This is a genomic window from Limnohabitans sp. Bal53, assembly GCF_003063355.1.
GTDB lineage: Bacteria > Pseudomonadota > Gammaproteobacteria > Burkholderiales > Burkholderiaceae_C > Limnohabitans_A.
The window spans coordinates 1-23,265 of sequence record NZ_NESH01000009.1 but is presented as its reverse complement, the minus strand read 5'-3'; the positions used below and the strand labels follow the sequence as shown (position 1 = coordinate 23,265).

Annotated in this window: 20 protein-coding genes and 1 tRNA gene; 13 read left to right on the top strand and 8 right to left on the bottom strand. The window is 54.1% G+C overall.

The genetic code is table 11. The features are described from left to right. Window positions 1-75 precede the first annotated feature (75 nt). Window positions 76-3,105, top strand: coding sequence for a valine--tRNA ligase (locus B9Z50_RS16550; RefSeq protein WP_108365865.1), 3,030 nt, complete (start codon window positions 76-78; stop codon window positions 3,103-3,105). 25 nt (window positions 3,106-3,130) lie between these two features. After that, the gene (gene galU / locus B9Z50_RS16545) at window positions 3,131-4,009 is read left to right on the top strand and encodes a UTP--glucose-1-phosphate uridylyltransferase GalU (protein WP_108365864.1); all 879 of its coding nucleotides are present in this window, start codon (window positions 3,131-3,133) and stop codon (window positions 4,007-4,009) included. 521 nt (window positions 4,010-4,530) lie between these two features. Here galU and B9Z50_RS16540 read toward each other — a convergent pair. From B9Z50_RS16540 to cysM, 3 genes are read right to left on the bottom strand one after another with little or no spacing between them, the layout of a single operon-like run. Continuing rightward, window positions 4,531-4,758, bottom strand: a complete 228-nt coding sequence (locus tag B9Z50_RS16540) for a sulfurtransferase TusA family protein (RefSeq protein WP_194945191.1) — start codon at window positions 4,756-4,758, stop codon at window positions 4,531-4,533. Further along, on the bottom strand, window positions 4,758-5,315 hold the full coding sequence (locus tag B9Z50_RS16535; RefSeq protein ID WP_108365863.1) for an NUDIX domain-containing protein: 558 nt from the start codon (window positions 5,313-5,315) through the stop codon (window positions 4,758-4,760). Before B9Z50_RS16535 ends, B9Z50_RS16540 begins: the two co-directional genes overlap by 1 nt. An 11-nt stretch (window positions 5,316-5,326) precedes the next feature. Further along, window positions 5,327-6,229: a cysteine synthase CysM gene (gene cysM, locus B9Z50_RS16530; RefSeq protein ID WP_108365862.1), complete on the bottom strand. Its 903-nt coding sequence runs from the start codon at window positions 6,227-6,229 to the stop codon at window positions 5,327-5,329. 325 nt (window positions 6,230-6,554) lie between these two features. Between cysM and B9Z50_RS16525 the strand changes: the two genes are divergently transcribed. Both B9Z50_RS16525 and B9Z50_RS16520 read left to right on the top strand, forming a co-directional pair. Further along, the gene (locus tag B9Z50_RS16525; protein WP_108365861.1) at window positions 6,555-7,913 is read left to right on the top strand and encodes an Ig-like domain-containing protein; all 1,359 of its coding nucleotides are present in this window, start codon (window positions 6,555-6,557) and stop codon (window positions 7,911-7,913) included. 6 nt (window positions 7,914-7,919) lie between these two features. Then, window positions 7,920-8,234, top strand: coding sequence for an OmpA family protein (locus B9Z50_RS16520; protein ID WP_108365860.1), 315 nt, complete (start codon window positions 7,920-7,922; stop codon window positions 8,232-8,234). A 1,136-nt stretch (window positions 8,235-9,370) separates the two neighbouring features. On the opposite strand, the gene B9Z50_RS16515 is transcribed toward B9Z50_RS16520, so the two are convergent. Beyond that, window positions 9,371-9,766: a hypothetical protein gene (locus B9Z50_RS16515; RefSeq protein WP_146183245.1), complete on the bottom strand. Its 396-nt coding sequence runs from the start codon at window positions 9,764-9,766 to the stop codon at window positions 9,371-9,373. 33 nt (window positions 9,767-9,799) lie between these two features. Then, the gene (locus B9Z50_RS16510) at window positions 9,800-10,261 is read right to left on the bottom strand and encodes a DUF6641 family protein (RefSeq protein WP_108365858.1); all 462 of its coding nucleotides are present in this window, start codon (window positions 10,259-10,261) and stop codon (window positions 9,800-9,802) included. A 459-nt stretch (window positions 10,262-10,720) separates the two neighbouring features. Between B9Z50_RS16510 and B9Z50_RS16500 the strand changes: the two genes are divergently transcribed. The 5 genes from B9Z50_RS16500 to B9Z50_RS16480 all read left to right on the top strand — a co-directional run bounded on the left by B9Z50_RS16500 (window position 10,721) and on the right by B9Z50_RS16480 (window position 17,133). Continuing rightward, a complete protein-coding gene (locus tag B9Z50_RS16500) occupies window positions 10,721-11,185 on the top strand; it encodes a hypothetical protein (protein ID WP_146183244.1) in 465 nt (154 codons plus the stop codon). A gap of 572 nt (window positions 11,186-11,757) precedes the next feature. Continuing rightward, on the top strand, window positions 11,758-14,199 hold the full coding sequence (locus tag B9Z50_RS16495) for a fibronectin type III domain-containing protein (protein WP_108365855.1): 2,442 nt from the start codon (window positions 11,758-11,760) through the stop codon (window positions 14,197-14,199). Between the two features lie 119 nt (window positions 14,200-14,318). Then, on the top strand, window positions 14,319-14,795 hold the full coding sequence (locus B9Z50_RS16490) for a hypothetical protein (protein WP_108365854.1): 477 nt from the start codon (window positions 14,319-14,321) through the stop codon (window positions 14,793-14,795). 158 nt (window positions 14,796-14,953) lie between these two features. Then, the gene (locus B9Z50_RS16485; protein WP_108365853.1) at window positions 14,954-16,120 is read left to right on the top strand and encodes a HupE/UreJ family protein; all 1,167 of its coding nucleotides are present in this window, start codon (window positions 14,954-14,956) and stop codon (window positions 16,118-16,120) included. 440 nt (window positions 16,121-16,560) lie between these two features. Then, complete coding sequence (locus B9Z50_RS16480) at window positions 16,561-17,133, top strand: site-specific integrase (RefSeq protein WP_108365852.1); 573 nt, start codon at window positions 16,561-16,563, stop codon at window positions 17,131-17,133. 147 nt (window positions 17,134-17,280) lie between these two features. Here B9Z50_RS16480 and B9Z50_RS17520 read toward each other — a convergent pair whose 3' ends face one another. Beyond that, the gene (locus B9Z50_RS17520) at window positions 17,281-18,114 is read right to left on the bottom strand and encodes a hypothetical protein (RefSeq protein ID WP_146183242.1); all 834 of its coding nucleotides are present in this window, start codon (window positions 18,112-18,114) and stop codon (window positions 17,281-17,283) included. Window positions 18,115-18,210: 96 nt separating this feature from the next. On the opposite strand from B9Z50_RS17520, the gene B9Z50_RS16470 reads away from it, so the two are divergent. The 3 genes from B9Z50_RS16470 to B9Z50_RS17515 all read left to right on the top strand — a co-directional run bounded on the left by B9Z50_RS16470 (window position 18,211) and on the right by B9Z50_RS17515 (window position 20,524). Beyond that, window positions 18,211-19,149 carry a hypothetical protein gene (locus tag B9Z50_RS16470; RefSeq protein ID WP_146183241.1) on the top strand — a complete coding sequence of 313 codons (939 nt, stop codon included), beginning with the start codon at window positions 18,211-18,213 and terminating at the stop codon, window positions 19,147-19,149. A gap of 74 nt (window positions 19,150-19,223) precedes the next feature. Then, window positions 19,224-19,973 carry an ATP-binding protein gene (locus tag B9Z50_RS16465; protein WP_108365849.1) on the top strand — a complete coding sequence of 250 codons (750 nt, stop codon included), beginning with the start codon at window positions 19,224-19,226 and terminating at the stop codon, window positions 19,971-19,973. Between the two features lie 2 nt (window positions 19,974-19,975). Continuing rightward, complete coding sequence (locus B9Z50_RS17515) at window positions 19,976-20,524, top strand: hypothetical protein (RefSeq protein ID WP_146183240.1); 549 nt, start codon at window positions 19,976-19,978, stop codon at window positions 20,522-20,524. A 571-nt stretch (window positions 20,525-21,095) separates the two neighbouring features. Here B9Z50_RS17515 and B9Z50_RS16455 read toward each other — a convergent pair. Next, window positions 21,096-21,278 carry a hypothetical protein gene (locus B9Z50_RS16455; RefSeq protein WP_146183239.1) on the bottom strand — a complete coding sequence of 61 codons (183 nt, stop codon included), beginning with the start codon at window positions 21,276-21,278 and terminating at the stop codon, window positions 21,096-21,098. Window positions 21,279-21,347: 69 nt separating this feature from the next. Continuing rightward, complete coding sequence (locus tag B9Z50_RS16450) at window positions 21,348-22,631, bottom strand: integrase (protein WP_108365846.1); 1,284 nt, start codon at window positions 22,629-22,631, stop codon at window positions 21,348-21,350. 281 nt (window positions 22,632-22,912) lie between these two features. On the opposite strand from B9Z50_RS16450, the gene B9Z50_RS16445 reads away from it, so the two are divergent. Next, window positions 22,913-22,997: transfer RNA gene (locus B9Z50_RS16445), tRNA-Leu, on the top strand. Window positions 22,998-23,265: the final 268 nt, after the last annotated feature.

Here is a 23,265-nt window from a genome sequence, read left to right as displayed (position 1 = left end):
CAAGACAACCTTACAGACCTCAATGGTCTTGCGCGGCACTCGAAAAGCCGCTTTCTTTTTCAAAAAGACCCCGCCATGAGCAACGCACCCGCTACCCCGGTCACACAGCCCGGCCTTGAGAGCCTGTCCAAATCGTTTGAACCTGCAGCACTGGAAGCCCACTGGGGCCCCGAGTGGGAAAAACGTGGCTACGGTGTGGCCGGTTTCCGGGGCACCCAAGCGCCTGTGGCTGACGCCCCCGCCTTCGCCATCCAGCTGCCGCCGCCCAACGTGACCGGCACACTGCACATGGGCCATGCGTTCAACCAGACCATCATGGACAGCCTGACCCGCTACCACCGCATGATGGGCTTTAACACCGCCTGGATTCCCGGCACCGACCACGCGGGCATTGCCACCCAAATCGTGGTGGAGCGCCAGCTGCAAGCCAAAGGCATCAGCCGCCACGACATGGGCCCCACGCCAGCCGAAGCACGCAAGAATTTTGTGAGCAAGGTGTGGGAGTGGAAAGAGGAATCGGGCAGCACCATCACCAACCAGATGCGCCGCATGGGCGACAGCGTGGACTGGAGCCGCGAATACTTCACGATGGACCCCAAGCTGTCCAAAACCGTGACCGAAACCTTTGTGCAGCTCTATGAACAAGGCCTTATTTACCGTGGCAAGCGCCTGGTGAACTGGGACCCGGTGCTGCAAAGCGCCGTGTCAGACCTGGAAGTGGAAAGTGCCGAAGAAGACGGCTCGATGTGGCACATCCGCTATGACTTGGCCGATGGTTCTGGCAGCTTGACGGTGGCCACCACCCGCCCCGAAACCCTGCTGGGCGACGTGGCCGTGATGGTGCACCCCGAAGACGAGCGTTACCAACACCTCATCGGCCAACAGGTCAACCTGCCACTGTGCGGCCGCACCATCCCCGTGATTGCCGACGACTACGTCGACAAGGACTTTGGAACAGGCGTAGTGAAAGTCACGCCCGCGCACGACACCAACGACTACCAAGTCGGCCAGCGCCACAAGCTGGAGATGATCTGCGTGTTGAACCTCGACGCCACAATCAACCACAACGCGCCCGAGAAATACCGAGGCCTCGATCGCTTCGTGGCCCGCAAGGCCGTGGTGGCGGATCTGGAAGCAGCTGGCGCTTTGGTCGAAGTGAAAAAACACAAGCTGATGGTGCCCCGCTGCGCCCGCACCGGCCAGGTGATTGAGCCCATGCTGACCGACCAGTGGTTTGTGGCCATGAACCAAGTGGGCCAAGGCGACGCCACCGGCAAAAGCATCGCCCAAAAAGCCATCGACGCTGTGCAGTCCGGCCAAGTGAGCTTTGTGCCCGAGAACTGGGTCAACACTTACAACCAGTGGATGAACAACATCCAGGACTGGTGCATCTCACGCCAACTCTGGTGGGGCCACCAGATCCCCGCCTGGTACGACGAAGATGGCAACGTCTATGTGGCCCGCAATGAAGCCGAGGCCCAAGCCAAGGCCCCGGGCAAGACCCTCAAGCGCGACGAAGACGTGCTGGACACTTGGTATTCAAGCGCCTTGGTCCCATTCAGCACCATGGGTTGGCCCCACAACGAGAAAGTTGCAGACAACGCAGCTGGCGAACGTGCCGGAACCGGGCGCAGCGACTTTGCGAGCGAAGCGAGTATGAGCCAGACCGATTCCGGCACGCTCGCCAGCGGAACGAACGTCAACGCCAACAACAGCCAAAGCGATTACGACCTCTACCTGCCTTCCTCCGTTTTGGTGACAGGCTACGACATCATCTTCTTCTGGGTCGCCCGGATGATCATGATGACCACGCACTTCACCGGCAAAGTGCCCTTCAAGCATGTCTACATCCACGGCCTGGTGCTCGACGCCCAAGGCAAAAAGATGAGCAAGTCCGAAGGCAACGTGCTCGACCCGGTGGACTTGATCGACGGCATCACGCTTGAACCCCTGCTCGACAAACGCACCCAAGGCCTGCGCAAGCCCGAGACCGCCCCCAAGGTGCGCAAACAGACCGAAAAAGAATTCCCCGAAGGCATCCCGGCCTATGGCGCTGACGCGCTGCGTTTCACCTTTGCGGCCCTAGCCTCATTGGGCCGCAGCATCAACTTTGACTCCAAACGCTGTGAGGGTTACCGCAACTTCTGCAACAAACTGTGGAACGCCACCCGCTTTGTGCTGATGAACTGCGAAGGCCAGGACTGCGGCTTGAAGGAGCACACCAAGGCCGAATGCGAAGTCGGTGGCCCGGTGCACGGCTACATGTCGTTCAGCCAGGCCGACCGCTGGATCAGCTCGCAGCTGCAACGCGTCGAAGCCGACGTGGCCAAAGGCTTTGCTGAGTACCGCCTGGACAACGTGGCCAACACAATTTACGACTTCGTGTGGAACGAGTTCTGCGACTGGTACCTCGAAATCGCCAAGGTACAAATCAACACCGGCGACGACGCCCAAAAACGCGCGACACGTCGCACCTTGATCCGCACACTCGAAACCATCATGCGTTTGGCGCACCCGATCATCCCGTTCATCACCGAAGAACTCTGGCAAAAAGTGTCGGTGGTGGCAGGGCGTCCGGGCGAATCGGTCAGCATCGCGGCCTACCCCGTGAGCCAGCCAGAGCGCATCGACGAAGCAGCCGAAGCGCATGTGGCCAAGCTCAAGACCCTGGTGGACGCTTGCCGCAACCTGCGCGGCGAAATGAACGTCTCGCCCGCCACCCGCATGCCCCTGTATGTACTGGGTGACACCACCTTCATGCAAAGCGTGGCACCCGTGTTGCAGTCATTGGCCAAACTGAGCGAAGTCAAAGTGTTTGACACCGAAGCCGAATGGGCCGCAGCTGCACAAGCCGCACCCGTGGCCGTGGTGGGCGAAGCGCGTTTGTGCCTGTTCATCGAAGTGGACGTGGCCGCTGAAAAAATCCGCCTGACCAAAGAAGCGGCTCGTCTGGAAGGTGAAATCACCAAGGCCAACGCCAAGCTCGGCAATGAGGCTTTTGTGGCCAAAGCCCCACCAGCCGTGCTCGACGAAACCAGAAAGCGCGTGGCTGACTTTGGCGCCACACTCGACAAAATCCGCCAGCAACTGCAACGCCTAGGCTGATCGCCTGCACACCAAGGACACCCCCATGAGCCACAACGTCATCCGCAAAGCCGTGTTCCCTGTTGCAGGTCTGGGCACGCGCTTTTTGCCAGCCACCAAAGCCGCACCCAAAGAGATGCTGCCGGTGGTCGACAAGCCGCTGATCCAGTACGCGGTGGAAGAAGCCTATGCGGCGGGGGTGCGCCACATGATCTTTGTCACAGGCCGCAGCAAGCGCGCCATCGAAGACCACTTTGACACCGCTTACGAGCTCGAAAGCGAACTCGAAGCGGCGCACAAAGACGAACTTTTGGCCTTGGTGCGCTCGGTGCAACCCGATGACATGGTGTGCGCCTACGTGCGCCAAAACCGCATGTTGGGCCTGGGCCACGCCGTGCTCTGCGCCGAGCCGCTGGTGGGCAATGAGCCTTTTGCGGTGCTGCTGGCCGATGACCTGATGGTCAACCAAGGCCCATCCATCTTGTCTCAAATGGTTGACGCCTACACCAAGCAAGGCCGCTCGGTCTTGGCGGTGCAAGAAGTGCCACTCGATCAGGTCAAGCGCTACGGCATCGTGGCTGGTGAATCGGCGGGCAAACAACTCATCCGTGTCGAGCAAATCGTGGAAAAACCCAGCCCTGACCAAGCGCCTTCACGCATGGGTGTGGCCGGTCGCTATATCCTCACGCCGGGCATTTTTGACGAGATCCGCAACCAACCCACAGGCGTAGGCGGCGAGATTCAATTAACCGATGCCATCGCACGCCTGATGCAGCGCGAAGCGGTGTACGCATTCCAATACCAAGGCAAGCGTTACGACTGTGGCAGCAAGGAAGGCTTTCTGGAAGCCACGGTGGAGCTGGCTTTGCAGCACTCGCAGGTGGGCGCGGCGTTCCGCAGCTACCTCAAAGGTTTGAGCCTCTAACCCACCTCAGCCTGTCACTCGGTCATCGCAAGAGCGGGAGCCACCACTTCATTGCGGTGTCATCGTGTAGTAAGAAGCGATCCATGAATTGAAGTGTCATCGCGAGGCACGAAGCGACCCATGAATTCAGTCGTCCGTGGACTGCCGCGTCGCTGCGCTCCTCGCAGTGAGGGCTGTGTTGGACACCATGACGGTTTAAGGTGTCATCGCGTGGCACTCAGCGATCCACGAATTGAAGTGTCAACGCGAGGCACGAAGCGATCCGTGAATTCAGTCGTCCATGGACTGCCGCGTCGCTGCGCTCCTCGCAGTGACGGCTGTGTTGGACACCGTGAAGGTTTAAGGTGTCATCGCGTGGCAGTCAGCGATCCACGAATTGAAGTGTCATCGCGAGGCACGAAGCGATCCATGAATTAAATGCCATCGCGAAGAACGAAGCGAACCGTGAATTAAATGTCATCGCGAGGAACGAAGCGATCCATGAGCCGCTTGGGTGTTACGCACCTTGCAGCGCCCTCGAGTCAGCGGCGTTTGAGGGCAAACACAAACGCCGTTTCGGTCTTTTCCTGCATCAGCAAATCGTTGCCGGTCTGCCGGGCAAAGGCCTCAAAATCGCGCCAAGCACCCGGGTCAGTTGCCGTCACTTTGAGCACCTGACCACTGCTCATCTCGTTCAAGGCCTTTTTGGCCTTCAAAATGGGCAAAGGGCAATTCAGGCCGCTGGTGTCTATTTCTTTGTCGATCTGCATCATGTGTCCTGATTCGCTTCCTGGCTCTGCGCGGCACGCTCTTCCCATGTCATGAACTTAGGTTCAATCCCGATGGTGCGCAGCCAGTCACCCAAGGCGTAACCGGTGCCTGCAGGCCAGCAGATCAAATCCTGGAAGTTGAACATCTTGTACTCGGCCAACTCGGGCGACAAACGCACCTCGCCTTCGGCCACCGCATGGTAGGCAATGATCACCTGGTTCATGCGCTGGAAGTCGTAGACGCCGATCAGCTTGAGGGCAGACACCTTCAGGTTGGTTTCTTCGGCAATCTCGCGGGTGATGCCTTCTTCGGGTGTTTCGCCAGCCTCCATGAAACCGGTGATCAGCGCAAAGCGCCGCCCAGGCCAAGCGGCATTGCGGGCCAGCAAAATCTGGTCGCCCACTTGCACGATGCCCGCCAGCACCGGCGTGGGGTTGTTCCAGTGGGTGAAGTCGCAGGCGGTGCAACGCAGGCGCATCGTCTCGCCCCCGTCTTCCATTTGCGAAAGCCAGGCCAAAGGACTGGCACACATGGGGCAAAAACGGTATTCGGCCATGAAGACTCCAGTCAGGCGGGGAAAACACCCGTGGACAAATAGCGGTCACCGCGATCACACACAATGAACACGATGGTGGCGTTTTGCGCCGTTTTGGCCACTTGCTGGGCCACCCAGCAAGCACCGGCCGCCGAGATGCCGGCAAAGATGCCTTCGGTCCGCGCCATCTGGCGGCAGGTTTCCTCAGCGTCGTTTTGGCTCACGTAAATCAGCTCGTCCACCTGGCTCGGATCGTAAATTTTGGGCAGGTATTCCTCAGGCCACTTGCGGATGCCCGGAATGCGCGAGCCCTCACTGGGCTGGGCACCAATGATGCGGATGGCCGGGTTCTTTTCTTTCAAAAACCGCGACACGCCCGTGATGGTGCCGGTCGTGCCCATGGCACTCACAAAGTGAGTGACCTTGCCGCCCGTTTGCTCCCAGATCTCGGGACCGGTGGTTTCGTAATGGATGCGCGGGTTGTCGGCATTGGCAAACTGGTCCAGGATGCGGCCCTTGCCTTGCGCGGCCATGTTGTCGGCCAAGTCGCGGGCGTATTCCATGCCGCCGCTCTTGGGCGTGAGGATCAACTCGGCACCAAACGCCTTCATGGTCTGGGCGCGTTCAATTGAAAGGTCCTCCGGCATGATCAAGACCATGCGGTAACCCTTGATGGCCGCCGCCATGGCCAGAGCGATTCCGGTGTTGCCGGATGTCGCCTCGATCAAGGTGTCTCCGGGCTTGATCTCGCCGCGCTCTTCAGCCCGACGAATCATCGACAAGGCGGGCCGGTCTTTCACGGATCCAGCCGGATTGTTGCCCTCGAGCTTTCCCAAGATCACATTGCCCCGCGCAGCGCAATCGGCTGCTCCCAAGCGCTGCAATGCCACCACAGGTGTTTTGCCGATCGCATCTTCAATGGTTGGATAAATCATGGCCGTACTTTGCCATAACTTGAACGCCCCTGATGGCAGTGAGCCCGCCGGAAACGACCGTAGAAACCCGCCTTCTTGCCAACGCCCTGTTCAAAAACCCGGCCCTTCGGGTTTCCAAAAGATGACGCGGCCTAAAGCCCCGGAGGTGCTGCGATCTCTGGCGCAATGTGTCTCAACGCACTGAATTCATCCTGGCCCAGGCACAAACTGCTCAGAGGGCGTGGGCTGCTTGGTTTTGGCTCACTTTGCACGCGCAGCCACCACGCAACCACACGTTCGTGGCCCCGTTTGATGTCGTCCCAGAACACCGATACAGGAGTTTTTTATGTGCACTTTCGAAATGCGCCCCAACACCAAAGCTTGGTGTTGGGCCTTGGTGTCAACACTGCTGATCACCGCATGCGGCGGTGGCAAAGATCCTATTTTGGGGATGGATAACCGCATCTCGCTGGCCCCCAGCGTCAGTGCCACGGCACCCTTGGCCCGAACACCCGTGGTCACCGGCGTCGCCGTCAACACCCGCGTGACCGCCACCTTCAACAAGGCGATGAGCCCGGACAGCATCAGCACCAACACCTTCACACTCCAGTGCCCTGCAGGCGCAGCTATTGAAAGCAGCGTCAGCTACGACGCCAACAGCCGCGTGGCCACGCTGTCGCCAGCAGCCCATCTGCCCGTGAGCACACTGTGCACCGCCACCATCACCACCGGCGCACAAGACACCGATGGCATCGCTTTGCCCCTCGCCTTTTCTTGGTCATTTGAAACCGGTTCAAGCACCGACAGCACACCGCCTACCGTCACGCAGCAAGTGCCTGCACAAGATGCCGTGGCCGCGACCAACACACAAGTGACGGTCACATTCAGTGAGGAAATGGCCCCCGCCAGCCTGGAAACCAACAGTTTCACCCTGAAAACCACCTTGGGTGACACCCCTGTCGCTGGCACCGTCAGCTACGCAGTGGGCACACGCACCACGACTTTGGCCGAGGACCGCCACGATACTGGCTACAAAGCCTACTGGGGTTTCCCCATCCATCCCAACTGGGCTGTGGAAGCAGGGTACTTTGACTTGGGTCGATTTGGCTTCAATGCCACCACTTCTCCCAATGCCACTCTGACGGGCTCCGCCCGCATCCGGGGCTTGAACCTGGACCTGGTCGGCACCTTGCCGGTCACCGAGCGTTGGTCGTTGATGGGGCGGGTGGGTGCAGCCCATGCCCAAACTCAAGCCCGTTTCAGCAGCACTGGCGCTGTTGCCGTGAGTGACCCCACATCCAGCCGGAGGGAAACCAACTACAAATACGGCCTGGGCACGCAAAACGCCCTCACCCCCTCATTGAGCTTGAGGCTGGAAGCTGAACGTTACCGCGTCAACGATGCAGTGGGCCGCCGTGGCGATGTGGACCTGGTGACTTTGGGCTTGGTTTACCGTTTTGGTGGACCGGCAACCCAAGTCAAAACGGCAGTCTCCACCCCCTATGTGCCAATGGCAGAACCTGTTTCGGCGCCTGTTGAGCCCATTGCGGCTCCTGCCCTTATGCCCGCACCTGAACCCGCCGCAGTGCCCAGACCTGTCACACCACCGCCTACACCCGTCGCACCTGCACCCTGGGTCAAAATCAAACTCGAAGCCGATTCACTGTTTGACTTCGACCAAGATCAACTTCAGGCCGATGGCTAAAATGCCTTGAACAAACTGATTCAGGAACTGCGCCCCGTCAACATCGACGCGGTACAAATCACAGGACACACAGACCGCTTGGGCAGCCCCGCTTACAACGCCAAGCTGTCCCAAAGGCGTGCCGAGGCGGTCAAAATTTACCTGGTGCAAATGGGCGGCATCCCGACTGACAAAATCAGCGCAACAGGCGTGGGGGCGCAACAGCCCGTCACGATGACCAGCGATTGCAAAGGCACCCATGCCACCAGGGCGCTGATCACCTGTCTGCGCGCAGATCGTCGTGTTGAAGTGGAAGTCATGGGCTCTCAACAGCAGCCCTGAGGCCCCATCAAAATCTTTTATGAAAAGCCCACTCGAGAGCGCAATCCACGTCAAATTTGTGCCATAATTTGCGTCTTCACAAATACCGCCCGGGTGGTGAAATTGGTAGACTCAGGGGACTCAAAAATGTGAATACCCTAGTAAACACTACAGTTTACGTGGGTTGCAGCAAGGCTACAAAAAAGTGTCCTACGCAATGTAGAACGCTGACGCCAAAAGCACACGATTTTTTCAGCACAAAATCACGCTGAAAAAGCCCTCCAAATTCCTCAAAATTTTCAGCTATTTTTTGGCTGCTCAAACGTCCCGTTTCTGGACATCGAGCTGGGCAACTCTCAATTTGAGAGTACAGCTTGCACGAGCCTTGGGCATCTCTGTTGGAGACGTCAGGGATTGGTTTGAGGCACTTGAGATGAGTAAGACAAAGTCAATCTCGATCGAAGGTGATACCGGTATTTTTAACTTCTTGTACTGTTTATGGACGAGGGACAAGAGCTTTCAGGTTTGCGGGTACGCCCTTCAAGCGACTTGTCTTCGCACACGTAAATGCATGTTCGCTCTTTGCCCTTGACTTTGTCAGACTGCAACTTGCATGACATTTGTTTTTTGCCGCTTTGCGCCCATGCTGGCGACATCAATACAGCTCCAACAGCTGTCAGACTAAACATTGAGAACAACAATGGCAGCAGTGAAAAATTTGATTTTATTTCGACTTTCACAGCAAGTACCTTTTTGCAAATGGGTTTGATCATGAATCCATTTGTAAGATTTTACATTTGCACAAATTTATATTGCAAAGCATGTTTTTTGCTTTTACGAACGAACTTTCCATAACAATACAAAAGTACAAAATCACTTGGATCAGGTGTTAGATCAAATGAACTGTAATGACGGCCTGTAAACATTGTGAATGCCTGATTACACGGCAACCAACATAAAAACCCAAACCACCTCCCGCATGAGGACATCGAGCTTTTGTTCAAGCGTGTAAGAAAAATGAGAAAAGTATTTCTGCATAGCCTGTCATCCGTCTGGCCGTGATTTCAAAAACAGTCCATTTTTCGATGCAAATACCGTGATTTCAGGCGGTTTTCGTACATTTCGGCAAGTGCTTTGAGGCCAGCAAAGTGATCTGATCAATAGCCACCCTGCCCCCTGCGCGCCTGCTCAGCTTCTCGTTGCCGCTTTTGTCTCTCACGCTCCTGCTTCAGTGCCTCTTTCTGGCGATCCACATTAGCCTTTAACTGTGTGACCCGCATCTGCTCTGGTGTGGGTGGCTTGGCGGGCTTGATGGTTGCGGTCTTGGGTGGCTTGGGCGGTCTGAGCTTAATGGTTGTGCTTGTGAGCGGCTTGAGGTCATCCAGCAAGGGATAGTCATCCCCCTCGCTGCTAAGTTGGGTGGGAGCCACATGCACGCAACCCATGCCAAACTGGTACTGACATAGCAAGCGAGCATGCACCGCAGAGTTGGCCGAAACAACTGACTTGATCAACTGCCCGTTGATGCGGAGGGTGACGAGGTATTTGTTCATACCCATATTTATCGTCACTCTCCCCGAGTGGTTTTATTTCGCAAAGCCTTCGCGAAGTTTGACCGCAGCGGCTTCGATCTGCGCGTCCAGCTCGCCAGCTTCCACGGCCTGTTTGATCAGTTCCAGTGTGGGCACGAGTTCGGAAATACTGGCAATCTCAACTGCACTTTTGCCCTTGCTAATTTCAATCTTGCGGGCGCCATACCGGATGTTCAGGGCCAATTTATTGGCCTCAGTAGTCCACCACCATGCACGGACACGGCGTGGAACTTCAACACTGCGGCGACGGCCATCGGGATCAGTGACAGAGCGAAAACGGGTCATGGTGAAGTTAGTTCCATCTGCTTGACTTTTGGCCAACTGGATTTGCTCCCACATCTTACGGGCCAACTTCATGCGGCGCAGTACTTGTGGGTTGTTGCCAACGGCTTTCTTGGCCGCTGTGACCTTGAGTGATTGCAAGAATGCAACTGGTGTTGAGGATGCTGTGGACATGTGCTTTTCCTTTCAAATGTATGTAAAGCACAGACAATTGTGTGATCGACCACGGGGTCTGGGCAACCGCCGTGGCTTGGTATCCCGAGCTCTTGGCGGGACATTGGAAAACCCATCAAAAACAGCCAGTTTTAGCAGTGGGTTTTGCCTCGGTGATAAATAAACACAGCGGGTGGATCGAAGAACAGTTGAAGCCTGCAATCTCTACCGAGAAAAAAGAGCTGCGTCACTCAGTTGCAATGACGCCCTAAACCTGGACAGTGGTGTTCGCAGGGACGGAAATTCCGAGCGGTAGCGGAGACTTGTAGTCACTACCCGAGAAGGATGCTGTTGGCGGTTGCTGGCCAATTGACTCAAGAAGCGAACGAATATTTTCAGCACAAAGATTGTGGGGCCTAGCCCTTCGAATCACGAGCAAGCTCTGCAGACCACACCGCAACTTGCGAACACCGCGGACAGTTGGCACTTTGGCTGTCCTCGCAAGTTGCGTTTCATTTTGAAGCTGCACGTAAAAGGAGACCGCGAAACCGCCCTTCCCATGCTGATGGTTGTGCTCAAGTGCTGTGGAGTAAAGAACTCATCGAAAGACCGAGCCTTGCCCATGCTGAGCCTGATCAAGAAGGCTCAGTGTGGGTTGAATCTATCGAAAGTCCCAAGTCAAACATCACTGATCAGACACAGAAGAAAACATCTGTAAATCAAAAAATTCTCGTTAAACCATTGGGTCACATTGAGCTTTCGAACTACGAAGTAGACATCGGTGATGAGCCGATCACTGAGCTCTGCAAGAGCGACAGGGATGGCGAAGTCACTAGCGAACGCAAGTTCGCTCAATGTATTGGCGCGTCTGAGATATCGGTAAATGAATGCGTGGCCGTGTTTGAACTGGAGGACCACAAATGGCAAGGACTGATGGCTGTTTGAGCCAAGGCAATGGTCAAGCTCTGACCGCAATAACCGACGCTCCATCACAATGGGCACAACTCAAAGTGTCGGGTGAACCGACACCTCATGACAAGGGCCAGCAGATGTTTGGCTCAATGCTCCACTTAAGCGCCCTTCAAATCAGCCCTAAAGTAAATGATCTTTGGGTGCAATGCACAGATTTTCTGGTCACAAAAACTAGGTTAAGGCCGAGTTTTGCGTTTTTGGTTAAGGCTTGCGCGAATTACGGAATTAGGCTGAAAGGGGGCTACGCTGGAGGCAACCTTTAGCAAGAATAGACGTACAGCAAGTGATCCCCAATCAACTGGAGCATCAATTCCAGTGTGATGAGCCAGAAAAAGCCTGGGTCACCGACATTTGCCATATCCGCACACATTAGGTTTGGTTGTATTTGGCTGCCGCGCTACAGAAGAACTCTAGTACGGTTGTTGGTTGAAGTAAGTGATGGTACTTCCACAAACCTGACCTGTGAGCATTTTTGAGGAATTCAGATCTCAATGTGATAGGGTGTCCAAAAGTTGAGGTAATCTACCTAATATAAGGGGTAATTTATGAGTGGACGTTTTAAATTGCTTTCAGTGGCAGCAATGATCCTGCCGTTGTTGGTGGCTTGTGGTGGTGGTGGTGGAAGTTCGACAACCAGCACAAACTCAGTTCCAGGCGCACCCACTATTGGAGCGGCAACGGCAGGAAGCGGTCAAGCGAGCATCGCGTTTTCGGAGCCATCTTCCAACGGAGGCACGAACATCACTGCATATACGGCTTCTTGTGTGACGGGCGCTGTGACAGCCCTCACAGGCACGGCTTCCAGCAGCCCTATCACTGTAACCGGCCTGACCAATAGCGCCGCTTACACTTGCACGGTAACTGCCACCAACAGCGTGGGCACTGGGTCCGCCTCTGGGTCGGTCATCGTGACGCCGCTGGCTGCAGCGTCAGTTCCCGGTGCACCCACGATTGGAGCAGCAACGGCAGGAAGTAGCCAGGCGAGCATCGCGTTTTCGGAGCCATCTTCCAACGGAGGCGCGAACATCACTGCATATACGGCTTCTTGTGTGACGGGCTCAGCGACTGCCGTCACCGGCACGTCCTCCAGCAGTCCTATCACCGTTTCCGGTCTGACCAATAGCGCCTCATATACCTGCACGGTAAAGGCGACCAACAGCGTCGGCACAGGGTCCGCGTCCGGGTTGGTTAGCGTGACGCCGTTGGCTGCATCGGTGTCGAGCTATGCAACGCCCTCCAACTTTGCCGCCACCATCACGCGGACACTTACACCAAGCTCTACTCTTGCCTCCACCAGCACGGTCACTAACCGCTCGCGTTATATGATTTCTGACGCCAGTACGGCAAGCACTTCTTCAAACTACCTTGCCATTGGCGATACTTACAGTGCGACAACTGGGTATTCTGCGTTATCAGGCACCCTTGCCACGGCTGCAACCTACAAAGATTACCTCACCAAAACTATTCAATTGGTGGAATACCCCACTGGCAGCGGCTACTACAGGCTTGACTCGCATTTGCACCCCAACAACTCCATCGACGTAGATCCAACAGATTCCAAACTGAAATTCAGAAATAATTTTGGCAAAGCGGCTACGACCTACGGTTTCGTGACCTTTTCATACAATGCGAGCACCAAAAAGTTGAAGGCCCAAAGCCGGTACACATACAGCTACGATTCAAGCACCTTTGCTGCAACTTACACCTTGGCTAGCAACTACACTGACAAGTATGTCAGTCAAGCCTCTGGCGTTTATTCTCTGGCGTCAACGGGAACAGACTTTTACCTGTTTTCCACGCCTCTCAACCTGGGCATTCCAACTTTCATGGATCCAATGGCGACCAGCTTTGTCACCACAGGAGCCGCCTCTTTCATAAACAAGGTTTCAACAACAACGGCGTATGAAGCGCAAATCGCCTCGGGTGTGAATTCCACTTACAGCAACCAGGTATCTTCTAAGGGGGCAAATGAGACAACCAAGGCAAATGCCGCGGCTCGTTTGGCACTTATAAGGACGGCGGTCGTAAGCAATGGTGGAAGCTTGCGCTACGCCCCAGAGCTCTACACCTCATTTCGGAACGCTCTCTTGGCCAACACTTTGGTGAGTGATGCCATTTCAGACGGCACACCTGGTCAAAATCTTGTTCCTTATGTTTATTTCACTAACGAAATGGACAGTAGTGGTGTATACCATCCCTTCATGGTCGTCGTTAGCTACGGTAATCAAGCCTCGCCAAACGGGCTAAAAGACATTCCTAGTCCACCATGTTCTGGGACTTGTGGTACTGCAGTTACTCGATTCTCGAATCTCGAAAATTATATAACTATGATTCCGATGCGAGATTATGGCCAGGTAAGCGCAGTTACTGATAATGTGACTCTGACAACGAATTTGTGGAGTGACGCTGGCGGTTTGGTAGGTACAACGACCCTGCCAAAAAATGCCTATACCTATGCTGATATCGCTGATAACGGTCTGCTTATTGATGGCTCAGTGATGTATCCAGCGTTCAATAACACCTTGGTTCCTTCCCACTTGAGGGGTGAATTGTCTGCCAGTGGTTGCCATGTAGGTCAGGGTGGTGGTGGACCGCACTGCCACGCAGACGGCTATCAGTCTGGTCAAGGGCTGGGTTTGTACAACGATACTGACTATTCGGGTAACTCACATCCGCCTCTTATTGGCTTTGGTTACGACGGCATTGCACTCTTTGGCAAATACCGCACCACCACTGACAGCGCGATGCTGGGTTATGGAACATTGGATGAATTTGGTGGCCATAACCATGACGGTATTGGCTACCATTACCATGCGCACACTGTGGCGAATTACCAACCGGATGGCTTGTCTACCTCCTTCAAAAGCGACATGCATGTGTTGATGAAGGGGGCATATATTGGAAAGATTGACACGATTCCATACTTCCGAAGCCGTACCGTCAACAGCCTGAATACCAACAAATACATGGGTGGTACGGTACCTTGAGTGGTGGTCTTGTGCTTCCTCTTTTGAACAGGGCGGCTGCATGTATAGCAGCCGCGTTATTCTTTTCTTTTGCTAACATCTCGGCGGCTCAGGCACCGGCCCATTACAACGCCTTGGAGTTGAAACGCGAATCCGCCAACAGCGTGAACTTCACCTTTGCCTTGAACCTGCCCCAAGTGCTTCACCAATTGCTGGCACCTCAACTGGCATTCCCCTCTTTCTTGCAAAGCTACGCAGACTTGCCTGACCCTGCGTTTGACAAAGAAATCGTCAAAGCCGTGACAGCCCTGGGCGCAAAAGCCTATTTCACTTTACCCTCGGGCGCAAAGGTCAACATCAAAAAGTGGCAGTTGCCCGACACACAGTTACTGCGCCAATCTTTCAAAGTCAGCCTGCTGCTGCTCAATATGCCACCTAGCCCTGCCTCCCACCTTGACCCAGTGAACGTACTGGCCCAGGCGCAGGCCAAAACACCCATCAGCAGGGTAGTACAAATGCAGCTGCCCACTGCGCTTTACCCCATCGAGGTAAGCCTGCCCAACGACAAGTTCTGGCTCACCGAGCAGATTCCCATGGCCATTGTTGAGTTGCCCTGAGCTTGTGGGGTCGCTGGTGAATGGAATCCGCCTTTTGCCACACATTCGTTGCCTTTTGAGTGGCGCGTTGGTGCCGGCAAAGGCATGGTAAATCCAATGAATGTTGCAACCCTATGCCCCATCCCTATGTTGCGGGCCTGTTGGTGAGCTTTTTTTAAATGAACAATTGCTTGTACCGTCGTTTTTTTCGCAGCCTGTGGCGTGCTGTGCAGTGCTCATTCTGGCTTGCTCCTCTGGCACTCAGTGCCCATGTTGTGGAAACGGGTCATGGCACTTTCAGCCTGACAGGCAAGCAGGTTTTTGCGGTGATTGCCATACCTGTGGCGGCATTGACCGGCGCCGATGACAACGCTGACGGCGTGCTCGATTGGGCAGAAATCCAGGCGCATCAGGCTGACCTGATCGCGCAGGTTCAAAGGGGTGTGCTCCTGGAGGGCGACGGGCGCAAGGCTGTCTGGAGCCAGATGCTGCTGACCCCGGCAGCGCCTGGCAGCTTGGCCGCCGGGTCATCGTCGTCGGCTCCCTCGCAACTGGTGGCTGTTGGCGCCGCCGAATGGGAACGCTTACCTGAGGTGGTGACTCTGGAATATGGCTTGTGGAGCCGCACGCCTTTGGTGTCAATCGGAGCACCAGGACCAGTGGTGGAAACGCTCAAGGTCAAGGTCTCGCGCATCGAAGAAGGCAAAACGCTGGCCGAAGAGGTGGGTCTGCTGTCCCCAAGCCAATCACGTTTGGAGTTTTTTGCCCCTGTGCAGCGCCATGTGCTCAACTTTGCGCGCCATGGTTTTGAACACATCTTGGGGGGTGCCGACCATGTCGTTTTTTTGGTGGCGCTTTTGGCCAGCGGTATCAGCGTTCGGCGTTGGGCAGCCTTGCTCACCGCTTTCACCTTGGCGCATGGAGTGACCTTTGGCTTGGCCTCTATGGGCTGGGTCAGCGTGTCTTCAACGTTGGTGGAACAGGCCATCGCCGCGTCCATTGTTCTGGTGTCTGCATTGCATCTGCTGCGTGTGAAGGTAGTGCTGAAGTGGGAGTTGCTGATAGTGTTTGTCCTGGGCCTGGTGCACGGATTGGGCTTTGCGTCTGCCATGCGAGAAGAAGGCGCCAGCCAGCTAATTGCCCTAAGCCCCTATCCGGTGTGGAGCATTGTGGGTTTTAACTTGGGGATTGAGGTTGGGCAAATTTCTGTGGCCCTTGCTTTGTATGCCCTGGTGCTGGTGCTGCGCCGGCTGTATGCAGACAAGAGCGACGCCTTCTGGCAGCGCGCAGCCGGCGTATTGTCTTTGGTCGTAGGCACTTTTTGGTTGGTCGAGCGGATTGTTTAGCGGTTAGCTCCTGGACAGGCGTGCCAAAAGCCCATTCGCTGGATTCGATAGATTTCAGTGAATTGCTTATAAACAGTTTCACCTGCAAAATTAATTACAAGCTCACGCATTGCGCTCAACTGAGTTTTGCAGTCCTTTGCTGAAAAATATCGACCAATTTTGTCAGCAGGCCTGCAACCAGCATTCCCGCAAAAAACATAAAAAGACTTGCGTCTCACTTTCCAAACATCTTCAACAGACAGCTAATTCTGTGATCAATATTGCAAAGCACTACCCCGAACCATGCGAATTTAAAACACACAAAATACACATTTCCTTTGGTTTTAGCGTAAGTTGTTGATTTCATTGACCCGACAGCATGGACGGACTCAGGTTGCCCAGACCGAACCAAATAAAACACAATAAAGCACTGCTTTTATGTGATTTCGGAGGAACAGCTCATGGGCAAAGCAAAAACGCTTACAGCGCAGGAATTGCGCCGGGTGCAGGACTACATAGCGAGCCGGGCGCACGCAGCGCGTAACAGGGCTATGCTGCTTTTAACCCACCTTGCGGGCATGCGGGTTGGTGAAGTTGCTGCCCTAACCTGGGGTGATGTTGTCAACGCAGAAGGCCGCGTCAAAGATGAAATCCGCCTAAACGCCGATCAAACCAAGGGCGGCCACCCGCGCATCGTGTTTTTGAGCCCCAAACTGCTTAAAGAACTGGAAGCCTATGTCTGCACCGCCAAAAGACGCGAAGCGCATTGGGCGTTTTTTGCCACGCAAAAGGAGCCAAAGCGCGGATTTACAGCCAACACACTGGCCCAATACTTTTTGCAGCTCTACAAGGGCGCGGGTATTGATGGGGCATCCAGCCACAGCGGCCGCCGATCATTTGCCACTTCACTGAGTTCGAAAGGTGTCGGGGTTCGGGTACTGATGCGTGCCATGGGGCACCGCAACATCTCAACCACAATTGGCTACATCGATGCATCAGACGACATGCTTCGCCGTGCAGTGGCATTGGTGTAAAGCTGGCTGCATTACTCAATACTCAACTTAACAAGAGGCGTAACACCAAGTGTCGGTTCACCCGACACTTGATAGCAGGGGCCACTCCATGTTCCGCCCTGCTTCCTATTGGCGGACATGCAATCCACCAGCCTTGACAAGAATGGGTCAAAACAATAAGCCCTGGTGTTTGAGTGATGGCTCTGCCGAGACCATGCCTACCGCACCAGTGCAGCGTATCACCTGCCTTCTAGCGTACATGGACTCTTCCAACGAGTGGGAAGTCAGATGTGGCAATAAGTCTATGGCTTGCAGCTCAAGGCATTGCTGATCATTAGGCAAGGCCTCTTTGCAGGGAAATTTGTCGATGGCTGCATATTCAGAGATGTTTGCCGCCCATGCTCTGTGTCTTACAACCATGGCCACCAATAATCGGCGCTCGTAGTCTTGACTGGAATTCATGCGACGCCCCATAGGCTCTACCTTGCCGATGAATCTGTCAACCAGCATGGCCTCTGCACCTAACCGCCAAAGCTCTGCCTCGGGGTAATTTTTGATCAGGTAGGCAAGGTAGACATCACGCCAGAGATTTTTCTGTAGCACTGGGGTCAATCTCAAGACCGCGTAATCTTGGCGGTCGGGTCTGCCTTTCGCCGCTGTTGGCACCATAGAGGCAATCATGGCCAAAAGCTCCAGCTGAGGCATGGCATTTCGCCCGTATGGAAAGCGGAGAAACAAATCCGACTGATGCCCAACCGCCAGCGTTTGAGCAGTGACTATCTCAGGCATGGGGCTTGGAGCATTGATGCGCACACTGCCCGCACCAGCCGCCCAGTCATCAAAACTGGTTTTATGCACATCACGGTACTTGTTCACACAGGCAAGAACTTTTGCACCGTGCCGATTTAATTTGCTGCCCGTGCTGCGCAGTCCATGTAGGCAGCCTGCCGCGTAACTTGGGCTCAATCGCAAATAGTTATAGAAAAGTCGTGCGGAGGTCATTGCCGCGACCAGATGCCGTTTGGTTGACCGAGCAAGCCCAGTCAGCAGATTTGCCACCATTGCCCAATACCCCTTCCGAAGATTTACTAACTTTTTTTGTTAACCCTTTTTGTATGTATTCATTGGCTTAACCAAAAGCTGAAATCGGGGTGTGGCTGTCATGGTGATTGCCGCACATTCCATTCACATTTTTTGGAGAACTTCATGAGTGATCAAACTCAAGCCACAGAAGCATCAACTTTGGCAGCGGCAGTTCCAACGACGGAACGACCCAGCGCATTTGCCGTCAATATCGGTAATCTTTTGACAAAAGGCAACCCCGAGCAATCCATTGGCGAAGCCATAGACACGCTGGTCACGCAGCGCGTAGATTGGGAAAACAACGAATTGGCCTCTGCCAACGACGGCCTTTACGCCCTCCTCCAGCATTGCTATTCATTGAATAACGCCATGTCTGGTACGGGTGTAGCAGCCAAAGGCCTCAAAAAAGGTTTGGCCAATTACATCGATGCCAAGGGCCTCAAGTTCACAGATGCCACACCATTGATTACCAAGATCGTCAAGTGCGTGTTTGGTGTAGACCGCCGCCGGGTCAACGCCTATGCATCAGCCCTGAAAGTGGCTATTGCCGAGAAAAAACAAGTGATGGAGTTACCCAAGTTTTTTAGAGACAACGGCGGTATTGAGGAAGTTCGGCGCAGCAACACCAAGAAACCCAAGTCGGTCAAAGACAAAGCCGCTTTGGGCCGCTCGGTCCTTGGTGGTGATGTGCTGGCTACCGTATCGGGCGATTCGCTGAATGCCAACTATTCCACTGAGAGCCTTGAAGAAGGTGTGGTTCTTCTGGCAACGCGCGAAGACGATGGCACTTTTGCTGTTCGCAAGGTTGTACAGAACAAATCTGTCATCAACAGTGCTCTGGCGACCTTTGCCAGTGTGGGCGCCGAGCAAGAAAAAGCTCGCCAGCTGCAAGAAGAGCAAAACGCTGTGGATGAGCAACGCGCTGCCGCTCGCGCAGCCCTTAAAGCTGCTTGACCTGATGCAGTCCACCCACGGGTGATCACGCCAGTGTGGTCACCCAATTCGTTTCAACCAATGGAGACGCCACCATGGCCACAGCACACATCAATTCAGTAAAGGTCACACCGCCGCAATGTCTCAATGACTTTGCACTTCAACAATCGAGTCGATTCAAGTTAGACAGCATCTTGGATGCCACCCTGTCATTTCCGGACAACGGCGTCAACGGTATCGTGCTGCATGGTCTTTATGGCACCGGCAAAACCACCATGGCCAACTTGCTGCCCGGCTTGATTGAGACAGCCAAATCAGATCCAACCGCCAGCAGCATACCAACGGGAGATTTGGCAGATACGACTGATCCAGCCCAAAGTTATCACCCTTGCATTCAAGGCCAAAACGGCGTGGGCTTGATCAACAGCATTCAAAACGCCACCAGCTTTGTATCCTGGAATTCCAGTGGTCTGCATTATGTTGTACTGGATGAAGTGGATTTGCTGACCGATGCAGCCAAGGCATCTTTTAAGGCCCTGATGAACCGAACCAATGTGGTGTTCATCATGACCACCAACCACTTGAACGAGGTTGATCCGGGCGTTCAAAACCGAAGCGTATTGATTGACATGAATGTGCCCCCAGCGCAGCACTGGCGACCCATACTGCGGCGCATCTACACCCAGTCAGGTTTGGTGGCACCGCCGGACGCAACATTGGACCAAGTAGTCCAAGCTGGTAGAGGTTCTGCACGGTCAATATTCAGCGATGTGGTCATGAGCGCCAATCAAGCGCGTAAAGCTGGCCAGTCCAATGTGATCAAAATTTCAAACATCCGGAGCTGACTATGAAATACCCACAAGCCTATGTCTTTTTCAAAGCAGAATCAACAGTAACGTTTCGCGACATTCGGTTAATTTATGGAACGCAAACAGATATGGAGCTCATGTCGAAAGGTAAGAAGGTCTATTCTGCTCTTGAAAAAAGGGAATCACTTGCACGAAGAATTTCACAGGGATGCTCAAGTCGCCACAGAAGACAAGGCAGTTGCTTGGTTGTGAGCACTCAAAATTTAAATTCGCTTTTTATAACGAAATATTCTTTTGAGATTGATGACGTTGTATGGATGTCATCTTCTCAAGACTTTAAAAAATTACGCAGCGGTCTTGCTGTCTTTAAAAATTATTGGCTGTTCATGAGAGGGCTCAATTTGACAGTGCGGCACTACAAACTGGTCTCTCAAATTCTTGGCACAGATTGCCCAGAATTCGTGCGCAATAACGCCTTGTTTGCACAAGTTGAGAATCACATGGACACATTAGATGCAGACAAAATTTTACAGTCCATGAAAACAAGATTGGAAGGTATTGCGAGGCTTGGTAAGTATCATGTTTAAAACAAGATTTTTGCAGTTTTCTGGGTTAGAGCAAATCACCAGGGGCCAAGATCTCCAGACCGCTTGAAAACTGCAGCCCAATTTTTTGCACAGGCAAATAGCCGGTTCAAACAAGCCCTGCAGCCGTTTGAATCTGGCTTCCCAAGGCGTCTCGCCAGTGGCCCAGAAATTGACCGCTTGCTGCGGCGATTTACTTTGTCCTAGATGCTGGTTTGTCAGCGGATCAAGCCAACCTGTCTGCCGCCATATTTGCCTGTCGCTTCAGTCAGTCGTCCCAAACTCTCAAAATAAGAGTCCTGCTGGGACACCTATCATAATCACTATGATCACAATTCCTAACTCACGGTTCCAGCGAAGCTGGTGGCGTGACTCAATGAAATCACTTGCCTGATCTAGAGGTCTGGCAGGGGTTCGAGGAGACAAACTCGGACAAAAACGAAGGTTGGAGGGGGCACTGGGAAACTGGTGCCCTTTTCCTTTGCACCAGTCAGCTTCGGGTCGGTGTGATCTTGCTGTAGTGCTGCTCGGCAGTTACCACCGAATTTCCGCATTTCGCTCAAGCTTGAGAAGGTTAATCTTGCGAGCTTCTTTGCTTGTCTGCCAATGCTCGTTCGCGATCAATGATCAACTGCAGCTGCTCACGCTTGGTATCAGTCATACTGCCTTTGAACATTTTGTGCATGTCATGTTCAATTTTGCTAATCCTTGCTTCGCGCTCGGTGGGGCTCAACTCAATAAGTTCTTGATCATTCATTTTGAGATTCATCTCAATAGGTTTGCAGGCCAAATTTGACCCCAATGCTAGCCCATTAACAAGTCAGGCTCAAGCCAACCTGTCAGCAGCCATGGTTGCTGTCATCTTGCTGTAGTGCTGCTCCAACATGCCAATAGAAGTGCCCATCTGTTTAGCCAAGGTGTGCATGTCCATTTGCCCATCCATCAGGCTCATAGTTGCATAGCTGTGCCGCAAGGAATACAGGCTGCGGTTCTTGCCTGTTGTGGGGTCCACACGCATGTCAGCATCCGCCAGCAACAGCTCAAAAGATGTGTGCAGGCTGTTGGGTCTAACGCCCCCACTGGTGGCAAACACCCAAGCCTCACTCTTGGCTTCAATAGCCTGATCCAAGTCAGCACCAATGCCTTGTCGAACTGCCAAGCGTGTGAACACCTCAATTGCCCAATTCTTGGCAATCAGCCATCGTCCACCCGTTTTGCCCGATACCCAGATGCGTAGGTATCGCTGACCAGTCTTGGCATCCACATGCCATTCCAAGTGCCGCCACTGCATAGCCATGCTTTCCCTGCCTGAGCGGCATCCCGTGCCCAGCAGGACCTCCACATAGTCCCTGAGCAGGAGCCGCATTTCTCTGTGATTCTTGCGCTCGCCTCCCCTGCTCCAGTCGGGCATGAACGCCATGAGCTTGACCAGTTCTTCTCGGCTGAAGCCAGGTCGTGCTGAGCCTTTCTTGCCCTTGCGGTTCAGTTTGGGAATAGCCACCCGATCACTGAGCCAGCCTTGTTCAATGGCGTAGTCAACCACCCTGCTGTAGGCACTGGCATGGGTTGCCAAGGTGCTGGAGATGGGCACACGCCCCATCTGCTCATTGCGCCACTGTTCATACTCCCTGACCCGTTCAATCGTGATGTTTGTGAGCATGAACTTGCCAAAAAATGGCACCAGGTATTTGTTAATGGTGCGTATGTAGTCTTTGTTGGTTTCGCGTCTAATGCCACGCTCAATTTCTTGCTCCAGTGCCTTGCAACACTCACGAGCTACAGCATCAAACCGTCGGGTCTTTTGCGGCAAGCCCTCTTCTTCGCGGAAACGGGCACGGTCGTAATGCTCGCCTGCCACACGCATTGCCCAGTCGAGTCTGCGTTGCCGTGTGCTAACGCAATGCCATTGGCGATCTGACAGCTTGTATCGCATCTGCCAGACCTTGCTGTCACTTCGCAGATACAAAACCACTTCACCATCGCGCAGGTGATGCGTGGTTTCTTTTCTGGCTGTGATGTTGAGCGGTTTGAGTGAGGCGGGGATCACAGCAGGGGCTTGCCCGCTACTTTGCAGCTGTGCTGCCAGCTGTAAAAAATCGATCTGTTTCAACTTGCTGGGTCCAAAACCACAGCTTAAATTCGTACATCAAAAACTGCGACCAGAACCCTGGCGCACAGGTTGGGTTTTCTGGTTCAATCACCGTGGCAGCACCGTGGCTTGAGCACCCTGAGAAATTCAGTGGCAGGCAGGGTCCGCAGGTTCAGGACGAGTAATGGGGCACGCTTGCCAACGCTCACCGATCACTCAAGCCAAAATCTTTTGACCACCAGTCCCCAAAAAGCCAAAAATGGCGTCAAAAATGTGCAATAATTCGCGTCTTCACAAATACCGCCCGGGTGGTGAAATTGGTAGACTCAGGGGACTCAAAATCCCCCGCCGCAAGGCGTGCCGGTTCGAGTCCGGCCCCGGGCACCATCTCTGGAAACCCAGCTTACATGCGGGTTCCAAGCGAATCAAGGCCAACCTTCATCGGTTGGCCTTTTTTCTTTGTGATGTCCATGTATGCCGCATGTATGCCTTATAACCTTTATTCGGCGCTTGTTGGCGATTGTCTTGGTCAAATGTTGTTGCAACCTCGGGGGCTCTTGGCTCTGTAGCGTTGGCTGATGTAATCTGCCAGATATAGATGACTGAGGGGGTAGCATTGTGTTGGGTTCAATTTTCCCTGCATTCAGACCCCCAC

Excerpts from the sequence above, each read along its gene's own strand:
- B9Z50_RS16550 (WP_108365865.1), top strand. The coding sequence starts at position 76 with ATGAGCAACGCACCCGCTACCCCGGTCACACAGCCCGGCCTTGAGAGC.
- galU (WP_108365864.1), top strand. The coding sequence starts at position 3,131 with ATGAGCCACAACGTCATCCGCAAAGCCGTGTTCCCTGTTGCAGGTCTG.
- B9Z50_RS16540 (WP_194945191.1), bottom strand. The coding sequence starts at position 4,758 with ATGCAGATCGACAAAGAAATAGACACCAGCGGCCTGAATTGCCCTTTG.
- B9Z50_RS16535 (WP_108365863.1), bottom strand. The coding sequence starts at position 5,315 with ATGGCCGAATACCGTTTTTGCCCCATGTGTGCCAGTCCTTTGGCCTGG.
- cysM (WP_108365862.1), bottom strand. The coding sequence starts at position 6,229 with ATGATTTATCCAACCATTGAAGATGCGATCGGCAAAACACCTGTGGTG.
- B9Z50_RS16525 (WP_108365861.1), top strand. The coding sequence starts at position 6,555 with ATGTGCACTTTCGAAATGCGCCCCAACACCAAAGCTTGGTGTTGGGCC.
- B9Z50_RS16515 (WP_146183245.1), bottom strand. The coding sequence starts at position 9,766 with ATGAACAAATACCTCGTCACCCTCCGCATCAACGGGCAGTTGATCAAG.
- B9Z50_RS16510 (WP_108365858.1), bottom strand. The coding sequence starts at position 10,261 with ATGTCCACAGCATCCTCAACACCAGTTGCATTCTTGCAATCACTCAAG.
- B9Z50_RS16495 (WP_108365855.1), top strand. The coding sequence starts at position 11,758 with ATGAGTGGACGTTTTAAATTGCTTTCAGTGGCAGCAATGATCCTGCCG.
- B9Z50_RS16485 (WP_108365853.1), top strand. The coding sequence starts at position 14,954 with ATGAACAATTGCTTGTACCGTCGTTTTTTTCGCAGCCTGTGGCGTGCT.
- B9Z50_RS16480 (WP_108365852.1), top strand. The coding sequence starts at position 16,561 with ATGGGCAAAGCAAAAACGCTTACAGCGCAGGAATTGCGCCGGGTGCAG.
- B9Z50_RS17520 (WP_146183242.1), bottom strand. The coding sequence starts at position 18,114 with ATGACCTCCGCACGACTTTTCTATAACTATTTGCGATTGAGCCCAAGT.
- B9Z50_RS16465 (WP_108365849.1), top strand. The coding sequence starts at position 19,224 with ATGGCCACAGCACACATCAATTCAGTAAAGGTCACACCGCCGCAATGT.
- B9Z50_RS17515 (WP_146183240.1), top strand. The coding sequence starts at position 19,976 with ATGAAATACCCACAAGCCTATGTCTTTTTCAAAGCAGAATCAACAGTA.
- B9Z50_RS16455 (WP_146183239.1), bottom strand. The coding sequence starts at position 21,278 with ATGAATGATCAAGAACTTATTGAGTTGAGCCCCACCGAGCGCGAAGCA.